Below are 16,222 nucleotides of genomic sequence, written 5' to 3'. Positions count from 1 at the left end.
CCCAATGTTCTTCAAACGTAGTGTTCGACGGATTCGAGCGACGCGGCCGCAAAGCCGTCTTCGGTAAACAGATGGCAGGCCGTGCGGGGCACCCGCAGGCTCGCGCGATCGCCGGGCGCGAGGCGGGTGTTGCCCGGCGCCTTGGCGATCAGCACGGCGCCGCCGGGTTGATCGAGGTGAACGTAGCTGTGTTCGCCAAGCTGCTCGACGAGCGATACGGTGCGTCCGAGCACGCCGTCCTGAGAACTCGCCGCGTTCGTGGTCGCCGATGCATCGACGAACTCGAGATGCTCGGGACGCACGCCGAGCGTGACCGGCTGCGCTGGTTGCAATCCCGCGCTGCTCACCGGTACGCGCACGTTTTCGCCGGTGTGATCGAGCGTGACGAGCACGCCTTGCGCATCGAGTGAAGCCACCTTGCCCGGCAGGAAATTCATTCGCGGCGAGCCGATAAAGCCCGCCACGAAGCGGCTCGTCGGACGGTGATACAGCTCGAGCGGCGCGCCGATCTGCGCGATGCTGCCGTAGCGCTCGGTGTCCTTGCCCGAATGCAGCAGCACGATCTTGTCGGCGAGCGTCATCGCTTCGATCTGATCGTGCGTCACGTAGACCACGCTCGCCTTCGCAAACTGCTTATGCAGGCGCGCGATTTCGACGCGCGTTTGCCCGCGCAAGGTTGCATCGAGATTGGACAGCGGTTCGTCGAACAGAAACACGCCGGGCTCGCGCACGATCGCGCGGCCGATCGCGACGCGCTGCCGCTGCCCGCCCGACAGCGCCTTCGGTTTGCGCTCGAGCAGTGCCTCGAGTTGCAGGATGCGCGCGGCTTCACGCACCTTGCGATCGATTTCATTCTTCGGGGTCTTCGCGAGTTTCAGGCCGAACGCCATGTTCTCGAACACGCTCATGTGCGGAAACAGCGCATAGCTCTGGAACACCATCGCGACGCCGCGTTGTGCGGCTGGCACGTCGTTGACGATCTGCCCGCCGATCGACAGGTCGCCGTCGGTCAGATCCTCGAGCCCGGCGATCATGCGCAGCAGCGTGGACTTGCCGCAACCCGACGGTCCGAGAAACACGCAGAACTCGTTTTCGCCAATCTCCAGATCGACGTTGCGAATCACTGGCGTACCGTCGCCATACGCCTTCTGCACGCCTCGTAATGAAATGCTCGCCATTGCATCGACTCCGTGATTTAATCGGCGCGAAGTCGGAGATTAAGCGCTTAATCAGCAAGACCGAAAAAATCGATCGCAAGGCGATCGTTGGGTCTGTCTCCGATATCGTTTTGTACATTGGTTGACGACAGATGTTGCCGCGCCTCACGCCGCGATGCAAATGTCGGACAGCCATCCCAAATATTGACAACATCATGCCCACACTCAGCGAAGTCGCGCGTCACGCCGGCGTCACGCCAGCCACGGTGTCCAACGTGCTGCGCAAGCGTGGCCGCGTCGGCGAAACGACCCGGCAACGCGTGCTCGACGCGGTCGCGGCGCTCGGCTACCGCCCCCATCTCGCCGCGCGCGCGCTCGCCGAGGGCCGCGCGCCGACGCTCGCGCTGATGGTATCGAGCATCGCGAATCCGTTCTATCCGGAGTTCGCACTCGCGGTCGAACGCGCTGCGCGCGCGAGCGGACATTTCGTGATCATCTGCAATACGAACGAAGATCCGCTGACCGGCCGCGCGTACCTCGACCAGATCGCCGGCACCTTGTCCGAAGGCGTACTTGTGACGAACGCGAACCTCGATTTCGCCGATCTGCACAAGACCGAAGCGCGCGGCACGCCAGTCGTGCTGTGCATGTGGGAGCGGCCCACCGAACCACCGGGGCTGCCGTGCGTCGCAGTCGATTTCCGGCTGGCCGGCAAGCTGGCCGGCGAGCACCTGCTCGGACTCGGGCATCGGCGCTTCGGTGCGATCGTCGGCAGCAAGGCGTCGGGCATTCACGCGGCGCGCTACGAAGGTTTCGTCGACGCATTGCGCGCGGCCGGCGTGACGAGGAGTCGCGTGCGGCATGCGGTCGATACGCTCCATGGCGGCTATCTCGCGGCGCGCGCGCTGCTCGAAGCCGATCCGCAACTGACCGCGATCTTCGCCACCAACGACCTGCCCGCGCTCGGCGCGATGTACGCGGCCGCGGACCTCGGCCTGCACGTACCGGACGATCTGTCCGTGATCGGCATCACCGACATCCAGCTCGCGCGCGAGTCGCGCCCCGCGCTGACGACGGTGGCCGTGCCGACCGTCGAGGTTGCGGGGCTTGCAGTGGAACTGCTGCGCGAGCTGATCGAGACGTCGTACGGACAGGGCGGACGTGACGTGCGGGACGGGACGGCGCGAGTGCCGATGCGGATTTCGTCCGAACCGAAACTGGTCGTGCGAGCGTCGACCGCCGCGCCGCGTTCACGTTGATGTGGCCGTAACGCCCCGATCGACGCAGCAAATTGCGTTGAAAACCCATCGCCAAGGCTTCAAACAGCTTTCAGGCGAGCCAGGACTTTCCCCAAGCGGAGGCGCTCCACTCCGCACTGCAACAAAGCGTCAAAGCCTTATCACACAAGGCTCCCAGCCCGCGCGCCGCTCCCTGCGCATCAATTTTCCGGTGTTCACATTTCCTTGACGAGCGCCCGCGCGCCTGCTGTACTAAATCAACCAAAGTGATTTAGGCGATTCCCTTCGCGCAACATCGGATCGAAGCGTCACCGCCAAACGTCGAGGCCGCAGCCTCGCTTTCACCAGTCATCTGCAGTCCCAAACGTCGTTGCAAAATAACCGGAGGAGCGTCCCATGAATCTGAATTCCCGCAGGCGTCCTGTCGCCAGGACAATCGTGTCGATGTGCGCCGCGGCAGCGGCGGTGTGGTGCGCGAGCGCGAGTCAGGCCGCCGACCAGCCCGTCATCGGCCTGATCACGAAGACCGATACGAACCCCTTCTTCGTCAAGATGCGTCAGGGCGCGGATGCGGCCGCGTCGAAAGACGGCGCGAAACTGATCACGGCCGCCGGCAAGTTCGACGGCGACAACGCGAGCCAGGTCACCGCGATCGAAAACATGATGACGGCCGGCGCGAAAGCGATCCTGATCACGCCGAGCGACACCAAGGCGATCGTGCCGAGCATCAGGAAAGCGCGCGCCGCCGGCGTGATGGTCGTCGCGCTCGATACGCCGACCGATCCGCAAGACGCGACCGACGCCCTCTTCGCCACCGACAACTTCAAGGCCGGCGTGCTGATCGGCAAATACGCCAGGTCCGCGATGAACGGCAAGCCCGCGAAGATCGCCACGCTCGATCTCGCGCCGGGCGTGTCGGTCGGCGTGCTGCGTCACAACGGCTTCCTCGAAGGCTTCGGCGTGAAGGAAGGCGATCCGTCGATCGTCTGCAGCCAGGACACGCGCGGCGATCAGGCGAAAGGTCAGACGGCGATGGAGAACTGCCTGCAGAAAGCACCCGATATCAACGTCGTCTACACGATCAACGAACCGGCCGCGGCCGGCGCGTATCGTGCGCTGAAGGCAGCGGGCAAGGACAAGGGCGTGATGATCGTGTCGATCGACGGCGGTTGTGAAGGCGTGCGCAACGTGCAGACCGGCGCGATCGCGGCGACCTCGCAGCAGTATCCGCTGAAGATGGCCGCGCTCGGCGTCTCCGCCGGCGTCGATTTCGCCAAGACTGGCAAGAAGGTCTCCGGCTATCAGGACACCGGTGTCACCCTGATCACCGACAAGCCGATGTCCGGCATCGACAGCAAGGATACGAAGTTCGGCCTCGACAACTGCTGGGGCAAGTAACGCGCATCGCACAGCGGCCCGTTGCGCGTCGTACCGGGCCGCCACCTGAATTGCCGCGTGACCTTCACGTCACGCTCATGTATCGAGGATTGCCATCATGTCGACTCCCTCCGCGCCAGCCGGCCGCCCGCGCCCGTCTTTCACCGAGCACCTGCCGTCGCTGTCCGAAATCGGACCGCTGATCGCGCTAGTGCTGGCCTGCGGATTCTTTATCTCGCAGAGCGGCCGCTTTCTATCGTTCCAGAATCTGTCGCTGATCCTGCAACAGACGATGGTCGTCGCAGTCATCGCGATCGGCCAGACACTGATCGTGCTGACCGGTGGCATCGACCTGTCTTGCGGCATGGTGATGGCCTTCGGCTCCATCATCATGACCAAGTTCGCGGTCGTGCTCGGCGTGCCCCCGATTCTCGCGATTCTGTGCGGCATCGGCGCCAGCACCCTGTTCGGCCTGCTGAACGGTCTGCTGATCACGCGTATCAAACTGCCCGCGTTCATCGTCACGCTCGGCACGCTGAACATCGCGTTCGCGCTCACGCAGATCTACTCGAACGCGGAAAGCGTGTCGAACCTGCCCGACGCGATCATGTTTTTCGGCAACACGTTCAGGGTCGGAGCTGCGGAAGTCACGTACGGCACCGTGCTCACGCTGCTGATGTATCTGGCCACGTGGTTCGTGCTGCGCGACACGGTGCCCGGCCGGCATCTGTACGCGCTCGGCAACAACGCCGAAGCCGCGCGGCTGATGGGCCTGTCGTCGCAGAAGATCCTGCTGATCGTGTACACGCTCGCCGGCGCGATCTATGGCATCGCCGCACTGCTGTCGGTGTCCCGTACCGGCGTCGGCGATCCTCAGGCCGGGCAGACCGAGAACCTCGACAGCATCACCGCGGTCGTGCTTGGCGGCACGAGTCTGTTCGGCGGACGCGGGTCGATCGTCGGCACCTTGCTTGGGGCGCTGATCGTCGGCGTATTCCGCAACGGCCTGACGTTGATCGGCGTTTCTTCGGTGTACCAGGTGTTGATCACGGGCATGCTCGTGATTCTCGCGGTCGCCGCCGATAAACTCTCGCACCGCGGCCGTTGAACCCGCACAGGAGCCTTGTCATGTCGACGTCGACTTCTACCTCTGCTTCCCCTTCTGCCACGATGCCGGTTCTGCAGGCGCGCGGACTCATCAAACGTTATGGCAACGTGACCGCGCTCGACGGTTGCGATTTCGAAGTGCTGCCCGGCGAAATCCTCGCGGTGATCGGCGACAACGGCGCGGGCAAATCGTCATTGATCAAGGCGCTCTCCGGCGCGACGGTGCCCGACGAAGGCGAGATTCTGCTCGACGGCAAGCCCGTCAAGTTCCGCAGTCCGCTCGATGCGCGCGCGCAAGGCATCGAGACCGTGTACCAGGAACTCGCGGTCGCGCCGGCGATGAGCATCGCCGAAAACCTGTTTCTTGCCCGCGAATTGCTGAAGCCGGGCTGGCGTGGCTCGCTCTTCAAGATGATCGACAAGCGCCGCATGCTGGAAGAGGCCACCGCGCATATGAAGGACCTGCAGATCGGCATCCGCTCGATGCGCCAGGCGGTCGAGACACTGTCCGGCGGCCAGCGTCAGGGCGTCGCCGTTGCACGCAGCGCGGCGTTCGCGCGCCATGTGGTGATTCTGGACGAACCTACCGCCGCGCTCGGCGTGAAGGAAGGCAACATGGTGCTCGAGCTGATCCGGCGCGTGCGCGATCGCGGCCTGCCGGTGATTCTCATCAGTCACAACATGCCGCACGTGTTCGAGGTCGCCGACCGCATTCATATCCAGCGGCTCGGCAGGCGCGCGGCGCTCGTCAAGACGAAGGACGTGCACATGTCGGAAGCCGTCGCGATCATGACAGGCGCGAAGGAAGCCGACGTAAAGGCGATCGCGTGACGCGCCGCCTGCCCAGCTGAGCCCCGAGGCCGATAAACGACGATGGACACCTCCAGCACCAGTTCACGCTCGCCGCTCAAACGCACGGTTGGGTCGAATCAGGTCGGCATGCGGCAATTCAACGAGCGCATCGTGCTGCAAACGATCCGCCTGCATGGACCACTGCCTAAGGCCGAGGTCGGTCGCCTCACGCGTCTTTCGATGCAGACGGTGTCGATGATCGTCGACCGGCTGATCGCCGACGGCCTGCTCGAAAAGCAGGCGCGCGTGCGCGGCCGGATCGGCCAGCCGTCGGTGCCAATTGCGTTGTGCGCGGACGGCGCGTATACGATCGGCGTCAAGGTCGGACGCCGCAGTCTCGACGTGCTCGCGATGGACTTCGCCGGGCGTATCGTGTGCCGCGACGTGTTCGAGTATGCGTATCCCGATCCGCGTACGCTGTTTCCCGCGCTCGAAAGCAAGCTCGCGCGCGTGAACGAGACGCTCGGCGCGAAGGCCGGCAAGGTGGTTGGCGTGGGCGTTGCGGCACCTCTGTGGCTCGGCGGTTGGCGCGATTTTCTCGGCGCGCCTCCCGACGCGCTCGACGCATGGAACGACATCGATCTGCGCGCGCGCATCGCGACGATGACCGGCCTGCCCGTCGAGTTCGCCAAGGACACCACGGCCGCTTGCGCGGCCGAGCTCGTCATGGGCCAGGGCCGTGGCATCCACAACTTCCTGTATCTGTTCGTCGGCACGTTCATTGGCGGAGGTCTCGTGATCGACGGCCGCCTGCGTGGGGGTCCGCACGACAACGCGGGCGCAGTCGGTTCCATCCCGCTGCGCGAAGGCAGCGCGCGCAAACCCGCGCGGCAGCTGCTGCACGCGGCATCGGGCTTCGTACTGGAACAGCTTTTCAGCGATGCGCACGCACCGGCCGCCGCGGCGCACGATCATCGCGCGCTGTCGCCCGAGTTGTGGCGACATACCGAGCAATGGCTCGACAGTGCGTGCCCCGCGATCGCAAACGCGCTAACGAATGCTGCCGCGTTGCTCGATCTCGAAGCTGTCGTGATCGACGGCGAGTTCGACCGGTTATTGCTGCGCGAAATCATCCGCCGCACCGAGCGCGTGCTCGATCGTTTCGAATGGGAAGGCATGGTGCGACCGCAATTGCTCGAAGGCGCGATCGGCGCCGATGCCCGCGCGATGGGCGGTGCGATTCTGCCGCTGTATGCGCATTTCGCGCCGGTCCACGAGCTGTTTCTGAAGCCGGCGGCGACGGAGGCGGGTTATGACGAGCGGTGAGCGTGTTATTTGCGATGTTGGAAATCAATCAATTCACTTCGCGGCGACCTTCGTCGCCACGGGCTTCGATTCCGCCGGCGCTGCCGCCACGGTTTTCTCAACCGGCTTATCGAGTAACGGCTGCAACGCCGGTGCCATCGACTTCAGCAACTGCACCGCCAGCGCGCTCGTGAAGTCGTAACGCGCGGCGTACGGCTCATGCACAAACGCGGTCAGCGTGCCGTAGAAGCGGTCGCCGAGCGCGAACACAAAGGTCGCGGTGCGATTCACCTTGCGCGACTCGATCAGCCGCGCGCCCTTCGCGTACACGTTCAGGCGTTGATCTCCGGTGCCGGTCTTGCCGTAGACGGTGAGCGTTTCGCCGTTCGGGAACGTCATGCCTTGCGCGAGACGCCTCCCGGTGCCCCCCGTCACGACGTCGCGCAACAGCATCTTCACTTCACCGGCAATTTCCGGCGACACCTGCTGCTCCGGCGCGACCACCGCGCGCTTGAAATGGGTTTCGTACGGCGTATCTTTCGCGAAGTCGATTTGCGTCAGTGTTTCGGTCGGCACCTTGTTGCCGTCGTTCGTGATCACGCCGATCAGTTGCGCGAGCGCCGCCGGACGATCACCCGACGCGCCGATCGCCGCCGCGTACGACGGCGTCAGTGAGCCGAACGGATAGCCGAGCGCCTGCCACGATTTGCCGATTGCATCGAAGGCGCGCAGCTCGACCATGCGTTTGATGCGGTGATCCTGAGTTAAGTGATAGCGTGTCTTGAAGAGCCACGAGTAGGTGGACAGGCGCACGTTCTCGCTTGCGCTTTCGATCTGCGCGAGCGTCGCGTCGGGATGCGAGCGCAGATAGTTCAGCGTCCACAATTCGAGCGGATGCACGCCCGAGATGTAGCCCCGGTCGTTCAGGTTGAAGCGGTTGATGCCGTACTTGTCGTACAGATTCGCGAGGTCTCCGTCGTCGAGCATCGTGTTCGCCGGCGTGTTCTTCAGCGCCGCGTACATCATTTTGTTGAACCACGCGTTCGATCCATCCGGCGCGACGCTGCGCAACGCGGTCGCCACTTTCGGCGGCGTCTTGCGCACGCCGAGCAGCAATAGCGTGATCTGCTGATCGGGCGTCTTGCCGTGGTACTTCGTGTAGAAGCGCTTCATGTACACGCGGCTTTCCTGATCGGCGAAACGCGTCAGGTACATCTTGCGGGTCGCCGGATCGCCGAGCCATTGCGACGACGGCCCGGTGGTCTGCACCATTTCATAGTGCACGATATCGCGCATCAGCCGCACGAACACGAGGTTCACCGAGTGCTGGAACGCGCGATGCACGGTCAGGATGCGGCTGTTGTCGTCGGACTCGAAGTTCGTGAAGGTCTGCGCGCCGCCGCCCGTAAAGAACGTCTCGCCCGGGCTTGCCGAGTACTTACGCTCGATGGCCGCATCGAGCATCGGCTGGAGCGAATGATCGCGCGTGTGCTGCAGATAGTCGATCGCCCAGTGCGTCAGCTTATCGTTTGGATCGGGCGTGATCGCCTTCAGCTCGGCATTGCTCAGGGAGGCGTAACGTGTGTGCAGGTCGGTGACGATCTGCAGATACGTGATGACGGTACGCAGTTTCGCGGTCGAGCCGAGATTCAGGCGCGCACCCGAATTGATGTCGAACGGCTGGTTCACGCTATCGGTCTGCACGCGCACGAGGTTCGCGTCGCCGTGCCGCTCGTACAGCGTGAAGCTGTATGCGATATGCGACGGATCGTCGGACCCGCGCAGCATTTCGAAGCCGACGAGGCCCGCGGCCTTCGCACCATCTTTCGTCGCAGCGGCCGCAAGCCGCTCGGCGACGGCCTGTTGCACGTCATTGTTCAGCGTGCCTCGCGCCTGCACGTCGAGGCGGTCCAGTTCATAGAAGCTGCGCACGCCGAGCGCGTTGAGCAGATGCGAGCGCATCGACGTGACCGCCTTGCGTGACACGAACGACCCGATCTCGGGTGTGCTGCGCGGCGCGCGATACAGTTCGACATGCGCCGCGAGCGCGGCGTCGCGCAACTGCGCCGAGATCACCCCACCGCTCGCAAGGAGCCGCGTATAGCTGTCGGTCAGCCGTTCGAGCTCGGGATAGCCGCGCTGCAGGAAAAACGACGGCGCGCGCTGCGCGATCATCAGTGACAGAACTTCGCGAAACGCGACGCCCTGCTCGGCCAGATTCGCATCGGTGGACGGCGCCCTCAGCAATCGGTTGGTCTCGCGGAAATCGCGCCCGTACCAGGCGGCGAGACCATCGCCGATACCGTTGATTTCGCCGACGCCCGGCTGCGCGGCGAGCGGCACCGAGTTCAGATAGTGGACCACGATCTGTTCACGCGCGGGCAGCGTCTGCGGTCCTTTCAGATACGCGCGCACTGATGCGGACGCGATTTGCCGCAGCTTTTCGGGCGGCGTCGCGGTGCGGCCGCCCGCGGAGTGACGGAATTTCTCGATCTGCGTCGCAAGCGTGCTGCCGCCCGGCGCCTGCTGATGACGGTTGAAAACCCGCGCGCCCTGGTCGACGAGCGCGCGGCTGAAGCGCCCCCAGTCGATCGCCGGATTGCGGTTCGGCTGATTCGGATCGAGCAGATAGCGGTCTTCGATGAACAGCAGCGAATTCACGACGAGCGGCGGAATCGCGTCGAAGCTGTCATACACGCGGCCGGGAAACTGTGCGCTGTAAAGCGGCGCGCCGGTGCCGTCGAAAAGTTGCAGGCCCGCTGTGTCCTTCTCGTCGTAAGGCAGGAACAGGCCGTTATCGGCGAGGGATAGCATGCGTTCGGAATCGCGCGCCTGCGAGCTGATTTCGAAACCGCGCTGCAACAGACGCTGCTGGATAGCAGGCAAGAGCGCGTAGCCCAGGCGCGCGTCGTACGGACCCTTGTCGGTCTGCGGGAAACGGATGGAATGGCTGGGGCCGTCGGCGACGGAAAAACCGACGTCGCGGGTCAGCTCGGAAAGGTAGCGCGCCTGCAGCCGCGATGTCTCGATCTCGATTTGCACGAGACGCGCAATCAGCGCCATCGCGAGCAGCACGAGCGCGGCCAGCCCCCATTTGAGCCAACGCCAGCTCCGGGCAGGTACCGTGCTGGTCGCGCGAAGCGGAAACCGAAGCGGTGGCCGATTCATGGCTGCTCTCCCCGAGCGATGGCCAGGGTGCGGGACCTGGCTCACGTCATCCAGAATAGTGTAGCTCGGAAAGAGAAGCCTTCATCGGTCCGGTTGTGCCCGCCAGTGTCGCGGCTACAACACCTGCCGACGCTGGATGACAAAACGCGAACTGGCGTGAGATATTGAACGTCTTTTCACAAGAACACAAAACCGCCACTTCTGGCGGTTTTGGCGTTTCTGGCGTGCGTTGTCGAAGTTTAGGCGCGCATTTGCTGGAGTTTTTGCTGGCAATCGGGTGGATGGCTCTGCGCGCGATTCGGATCGCATCAAAGTTCACGCTTTCGTCTGGCCCTGTTGTGTGTGCGCGCTCAACAGCGAAATGAACCGCTCGGCCGGAGGCGACAGCACGCCGCCCTTGCGCGTCACGATGCCGAAAGTCTGCGATGGCGATTTGAGCCTGACCGGCACGATGCGCAGCATCTTGTGCCGCACGAACGGCCCCGCAATCGCGCTCGGCAGCAGCGAGACGAGTTCGTCGCTGCTTTGCAGCAGCGCGACCGTCACAAAAGTGGAAGCTGTTGAAATCGGATTGTCGGGCATGTCGAGGCCGGCGAGATCCATCTCGCGTTCGAGCAGCGCATGCAGCGGCATATGTGACGGATACATGACCCAGCGATGTCCAGACAGATCGCGCAGCGTCATCTCGCGGCGCGGCAACGGTGCATGCTGATAACCGACCACCACCACCAACGGCTCGTCGCCGAGCGGACGATACTGATACTTCGACGGATCGGCCGCGACCGCCGCGCGGCCCACCACCAGGTCGAGCCGGCCGTCGTCGAGCTGCGCGAGCATCCGCGCGCTGGTGTCTTCCACCACTTCGATCGACAGACCGGGTTGCGCCGCATGCAGCTGATTCAGCGCGGGCGCCACGCAGTCGGGAATCGCGCCCATGATCGCGCCGAGCGCGAGGCGCCCACCGCGCCCCGAACGAATTTCGGCGACGTCCTGGCAAAGCGCGGTGAGGTCTGACGTCACGACGCGCGCATAACGGATCACGCAATGACCGAGCTGGTTCGGGATCATGCCGCTTTTCGAGCGCTCGAAAAGCGGCGCGTCGAGCATCGATTCGAGTTCCTGCAGCGCCTTGCTTGCCGCCGATTGCGTCATCGACATCACGCCGGCGGCCTTGTGCAGCGACTTATGATCGTCGAGCGCGATCAGCAGGTGCAGCTGCTTCATCCGCAGCTTGGACAGCAGGACGTTGAGCGTGTCTTTCATTGGGTTGGGTGAGTCGCAAAAGCGATCACGATATGGAAACAATTCAATATACCTGTGAGTCCTCTCGCCGTATAGTCAGCAGCAGCCATTCACCCCAGCACGGACACAACGACATCGCCATGACCCAACCGTCACCTTCCTCCGCCCTGCGTGGCGTCTTTCCCGTCGTGCCGACCATCTTCGACGACGCCGGCCGCCTCGACCTCGAAGGCCAGAAGCGCTGCCTCGATTTCATGATCGACGCCGGCTCGAACGGTTTGTGCATTCTCGCGAACTTTTCCGAGCAGTTCGCGCTGTCCGACGACGAGCGCAATACGCTGATGCACCTCGCACTCGAACACGTCGCGGGCCGCGTGCCGGTGATCGTCACGACCACGCATTTCAGCTCGTACCAGTGCGCGGAGCGCAGCCGCGCCGCGCAGGCCGCGGGCGCTGCGATGGTGATGGTCATGCCGCCGTATCACGGCGCTACGATCCGCATCGGCGAGCGCGGCATCCACGAGTTCTATCGTACGGTGTCCGATGCAATCCAGATTCCGATCATGATCCAGGACGCGCCCGTCAGCGGCACGCCGTTGTCCGCACCGTTCCTCGCCCGCATGGCACGCGAGATCGACAACGTGTCGTACTTCAAGATCGAAACGCCGCAGGCCGCGAACAAGCTGCGCGAGCTGATCGAACTCGGCGGCGATGCAATCGTCGGTCCGTGGGACGGTGAAGAAGCGATCACGCTGATGGCCGATCTCGATGCGGGCGCGACCGGCTCGATGACGGGCGGCGGTTATGCCGACGGCATTCGCCTCATCATCGATGCGTATGCGGCCGGCGATACCGAGGCCGCCGCCGCGCACTATCAGCAGTGGCTGCCGCTCATCAACTACGAGAATCGCCAGGGTGGCCTCGCTTCGTGCAAGGCGCTGATGAAGGAAGGCGGCGTGATCCGCTCGGATGCGGTGCGTCATCCGTTGCCGCAGATGCATCCTGCGACGCGCGAAGGGCTGTTGAAGATCGCGCGCCGGCTCGATCCACTTGTGTTGCGTTGGGGTCGATAACCCACATTGAAACGCAGCGGGGCACCTGCCCAGGTGCGGACTCACCCGGGCTGGACGACGGCGCACGATTGCCGCTACCCTAGGGTCTGTCTACAGGCCCACGCCCCATGCAAAGCTTCTACGAAGCCACCGTCACCCGCTCCTGCGCCTACGCGCCGCTCACTGGTCGACACAGCACGCACGTCTGCATCATCGGCGGCGGACTCGCGGGACTGTCCACCGCGTTGGGACTCGCCGAGCGCGGCGTCGAAGACGTGGTCGTGCTCGAAGCGCAGCAGGTCGGCTTCGGCGCATCGGGTCGCAACGGCGGCTTCGTTTTCGGCGGCTACAGCCTTGACTGCGCGGACCTGCTGAAAAGGCTCGGCCCGACCCGCGCGCGTGAACTCTATACGCTGACCACCGACGCCGTCGACCTGATGCGCAAGCGCATTGCGCGCTACCGGATCGATTGCGACGCGACCTACGCCGGCGTGATCCTGGCGAACTGGTTCGACGAACCCGCGCGTCTCGAAGCACAACGCCGCCTGATGCGCGATTCGTTCGGCGTCGACTGGGAACCGATCCCGGCCGACGCACTCGCCGCGCAACTGAAAACGAGCCGCTATCACGGTGGTCTGTTCGAGCGCAACGCGTTCCATTTTCATCCGCTCAAATACGTTGTCGGCGTCGCCGCTGCAGCCGCGCAGGCGGGCGTGACGATACACGAGCGCTCGCCGGTCGTGAGCTTGCGGCGCGACGGTGCGGGCTTCGTCGTCGAGACACCGCAGGGTGCGATCGACGCGCGTCACGTCGTGATGGCCGGCGGCGGCTATGCGCGCAACGTGTACGCGCGCGTCGAGCGCGCGGTGCTGCCGATCGCCACCTACGTGATGGCGACCGAGCCGCTCGGCGAACGCTTGCACGACGCCATTGCCACGCGCGCCGCAATCTACGACACTCGCTTCGCGTTCGACTACTACCGGCCGCTGCCTGACACGCGCATCCTGTGGGGTGGGCGCATCTCGGTGCGCGACCGCGAGCCCGAGGCAATCGCGCGTCTGTTGCGACAGGATCTGCTGAAGGTCTATCCGCAGTTGCGCAACGTGCGCATCGAGCACGCATGGGGCGGCCTGATGAGCTACGCGCGGCACAAGATGCCGCAGATCGGCCGCAGCGCGGACGGCGTCTGGTACGCGGTCGGTTTCGGCGGACACGGCATGGCGCCGACCACGGTGTCAGGGGAGCTGCTGGCCGCGGCGATCTCCGGTGAACGGCCCGTGCCCGACGCGTTCGCCACCTTCGGCCTCACGCGCGCCTACGGCGCGCTCGGCCTCGCGGCTGCGCAGCTCACGTACACCGCGATGCAAACACGCGACGCGCTCGCCGCGCGCCGCCGGCCCACACGCCCGCTCGCGTAAGCACCACGAATGCCCGTCAAAATGACTTCAACGATGCCCGAGACCCGCGCCGGAGGCCCATTCCGCCATGCTAGAATGCGCCGTCACTGCCGCTCGAAACCACAATGAAAAAGGGAAGCAAGGCCGCCGAGCCTGATACCAACGGCATCGTGTCCGGCGCACCGCACGCCGACACCCGACATGCCGATACCCGACATGCCGACACCCGGCGTGTGGACGCCCGCCGCAAATATGATCCCGAGCAGACGAAGCGCAACATCCTCGACGTCGCGACCCAGGAGTTCTCCGCGATGGGACTGACGGGCGCGCGCGTCGACGCGATTGCGGAACGCACGAATACCACCAAGCGCATGCTGTACTACTACTTCGGCAGCAAGGAAGGGTTGTACCAGGCGGTGCTGGAGAAGGTGTATGGAGACATTCGCGCGCTCGAACAGGATCTGCATATCAGCGAACTCGATCCGATCGAGGGCATGCGCGCGCTGGTCGAATTCACGTTCGACTACCACGACCGCCAGCGCGACTTCGTGCGCCTCGTGACGATCGAAAACATTCACGGCGCGAAGTACGTCGAGCAGGTCAAGACGTTCAAGGGCCGCAACGTTACCGTGATTCACACGATCGAGGATCTGCTCGCGCGCGGCATCGCGGCGGGCCAGTTCCGCAGCGACATCGATCCGATCGATCTGCATCTGATGATCAGTTCGCTGTGCTTTCATCGCGTGGGCAACCGCCATACGTTCGGCACCGCGTTCGGGCGCGATCCGTCGCATCCGCGACTGCGGGCGCGACATCGGGCGATGATCGTCGATGCGATCTTGCGCTTCGTGAAGAAGGATGATTGAGGCTGGTGGTGTAGCGTCCGGCTGAAATGGAAACGGGATGTGGTGAAAGCCACATCCCGTTTTTTATCGCTTCAACAACAGCGGCCGTCGCATGAAACGACGGCTCAGCACAAAGGCTTAATCCACCATCACGATCCGCTTGATGTCGCCGACGATAAAGATATACGACAGCGCGCCGATCAAAGCGATGACACCGATGAACACCAGCGCGCCGACGAACGAGCCGGTCGCCGCGACGATCAGGCCCACCACGAGCGGCGTCACGATACCCGCCAGATTCGCGGCGAAGTTGAAGATGCCGCCGGTCACGCCAAGCAGGCCTTCAGGCGCGATATCCGACACGAGCGTCCAGCCGAGCGCGGCCATCCCCTGCGCGAAGAACGCCACGGACAGAATCGCGATCACCGCCACGTTGCTCTCGACATAGTTGGCGAGGATGATCGTCGACGCGAGCAGCAGACCGGCGATGATCGGCAGCTTGCGCGCGACGTTCGGCGACTTGCCACGGCGCAGCAGCCAGTCGGAGAACACGCCGCCGAACATCACGCCGATCGACGCCGCGATGAACGGCATGATCGCGAAGAAGCCGATCTTCAGCCATGCCATATGACGCTCGGTGGCGAGATACGTCGGGAACCACGTGAGGAAGAACACCAGCGTCGAATTGCCCGCGAACTGGCCGAGGCAGATGCCGGTCAGCTGACGATGCTTGAGCAGACGGCCAATCGTGCGCCATTCGAAGCCGCTCTTCTTCGTCGCCGCATCGGCTGCACCAGCGGCATCCTTGTTGCGTTGCGTAAGACCACCGCCTGCCTCGATATAGTCGAGCTCTTCCTGATTCGCCGACGGATGATCGCGCGGCTCGCGATACAGCAGCCACCACACCACGCCGAATGCGATACCGACACCCCCGACCACGAGGAACAGCGAGCGCCAGCCGAACGCGCCCATCAGCATGAACAGGAACGGGCTGAAAAACGCGAGGCCGATATATTCGCCGACCGTGTAGGTAGCGGTCGCCATCGCGCGTTCGCTTTGCGGGAACCACGTGGCAACCACGCGGCTATTGGTCGGAAAGCACGGCGCTTCCGAAACGCCCAGGCCAAGACGGAACGCAAACAGGCCGCCGATGCCACTCACGAGACCTTGAGCGAGCGTGCACAGCGACCAGAACGTCATCGACAGGAAGTACGTGACCTTGCTGCCGAAGCGGTCGAGAAACAGGCCGCCCGGAATCTGCGAGGCCGCGTAGCTCCACGAAAACAGGGAGAACAGCAGGCCCATCAGCGCGGCGTTGATGCCGAGTTCCTTCGTCAACTGCGGCGCCGCGATGCCGAGAATGGTGCGGTCGAGATAGTTGATCATCGTGCCGACTGCGAGCAGCGCGAGGATCTGATAACGGGCCTTCGAACGGCGCGCGGTGCTCGCCGTCTTGCTCTGCGCGGGCGAGCCCGCGGAACTGGATTGGAACGATTGGGGCATGTCGTGCTTGTCTCCTCGATCAGCTTGAGTGCCGGTCTT

The 16,222-nt window shown here is 64.1% G+C and carries 12 protein-coding genes; 8 read left to right on the top strand and 4 right to left on the bottom strand.

Annotated features, from left to right (window positions below; genetic code table 11):
- Positions 1–11: 11 nt before the first annotated feature.
- Positions 12–1,178 carry an ABC transporter ATP-binding protein gene (locus tag L0U81_RS19290; protein WP_233805120.1) on the bottom strand — a complete coding sequence of 389 codons (1,167 nt, stop codon included), beginning with the start codon at positions 1,176–1,178 and terminating at the stop codon, positions 12–14.
- A gap of 194 nt (positions 1,179–1,372) precedes the next feature.
- Between L0U81_RS19290 and L0U81_RS19285 the strand changes: the two genes are divergently transcribed.
- The 5 genes from L0U81_RS19285 to L0U81_RS19265 all read left to right on the top strand — a co-directional run bounded on the left by L0U81_RS19285 (position 1,373) and on the right by L0U81_RS19265 (position 6,997).
- Complete coding sequence (locus L0U81_RS19285) at positions 1,373–2,416, top strand: LacI family DNA-binding transcriptional regulator (RefSeq protein WP_233805119.1); 1,044 nt, start codon at positions 1,373–1,375, stop codon at positions 2,414–2,416.
- Positions 2,417–2,791: 375 nt separating this feature from the next.
- On the top strand, positions 2,792–3,793 hold the full coding sequence (locus L0U81_RS19280) for a sugar ABC transporter substrate-binding protein (protein WP_233805118.1): 1,002 nt from the start codon (positions 2,792–2,794) through the stop codon (positions 3,791–3,793).
- A gap of 97 nt (positions 3,794–3,890) precedes the next feature.
- Complete coding sequence (locus L0U81_RS19275) at positions 3,891–4,880, top strand: ABC transporter permease (protein ID WP_233805117.1); 990 nt, start codon at positions 3,891–3,893, stop codon at positions 4,878–4,880.
- Positions 4,881–4,900: 20 nt separating this feature from the next.
- Positions 4,901–5,710, top strand: coding sequence for an ATP-binding cassette domain-containing protein (locus L0U81_RS19270; RefSeq protein ID WP_233805116.1), 810 nt, complete (start codon positions 4,901–4,903; stop codon positions 5,708–5,710).
- 42 nt (positions 5,711–5,752) lie between these two features.
- Entirely contained in the window at positions 5,753–6,997 is a 1,245-nt protein-coding gene (locus tag L0U81_RS19265; protein WP_233805115.1) for an ROK family transcriptional regulator, read from the top strand.
- Positions 6,998–7,030: 33 nt separating this feature from the next.
- Here L0U81_RS19265 and L0U81_RS19260 read toward each other — a convergent pair whose 3' ends face one another.
- Positions 7,031–10,144 (bottom strand): transglycosylase domain-containing protein, encoded by a 3,114-nt coding sequence (locus tag L0U81_RS19260; RefSeq protein WP_233805114.1) that lies wholly within the window; start codon positions 10,142–10,144, stop codon positions 7,031–7,033.
- Between the two features lie 315 nt (positions 10,145–10,459).
- Positions 10,460–11,407: a LysR family transcriptional regulator gene (locus L0U81_RS19255; RefSeq protein ID WP_233805113.1), complete on the bottom strand. Its 948-nt coding sequence runs from the start codon at positions 11,405–11,407 to the stop codon at positions 10,460–10,462.
- Positions 11,408–11,526: 119 nt separating this feature from the next.
- Here L0U81_RS19255 and L0U81_RS19250 point away from each other — a divergent pair, with 119 nt between their 5' ends.
- The 3 genes from L0U81_RS19250 (at position 11,527) to L0U81_RS19240 (ending at position 14,701) form a co-directional block, all read left to right on the top strand.
- Positions 11,527–12,459 (top strand): dihydrodipicolinate synthase family protein, encoded by a 933-nt coding sequence (locus L0U81_RS19250; protein WP_233805112.1) that lies wholly within the window; start codon positions 11,527–11,529, stop codon positions 12,457–12,459.
- A gap of 107 nt (positions 12,460–12,566) precedes the next feature.
- Entirely contained in the window at positions 12,567–13,856 is a 1,290-nt protein-coding gene (locus tag L0U81_RS19245; RefSeq protein ID WP_233805111.1) for an NAD(P)/FAD-dependent oxidoreductase, read from the top strand.
- A 104-nt stretch (positions 13,857–13,960) separates the two neighbouring features.
- The gene (locus L0U81_RS19240) at positions 13,961–14,701 is read left to right on the top strand and encodes a TetR/AcrR family transcriptional regulator (RefSeq protein ID WP_233805110.1); all 741 of its coding nucleotides are present in this window, start codon (positions 13,961–13,963) and stop codon (positions 14,699–14,701) included.
- Between the two features lie 117 nt (positions 14,702–14,818).
- Here L0U81_RS19240 and L0U81_RS19235 read toward each other — a convergent pair whose 3' ends face one another.
- Positions 14,819–16,183, bottom strand: coding sequence for an MFS transporter (locus L0U81_RS19235; protein ID WP_233805109.1), 1,365 nt, complete (start codon positions 16,181–16,183; stop codon positions 14,819–14,821).
- Between the last annotated feature and the right edge of the window lie 39 nt (positions 16,184–16,222).

It is taken from the genome of Paraburkholderia sp. HP33-1, from assembly GCF_021390595.1.
Taxonomy (GTDB): Bacteria; Pseudomonadota; Gammaproteobacteria; order Burkholderiales; family Burkholderiaceae; genus Paraburkholderia.
The sequence above is the reverse complement of the archived record's forward strand: the minus strand, read 5'-3'. Positions and strand labels throughout refer to the sequence as shown.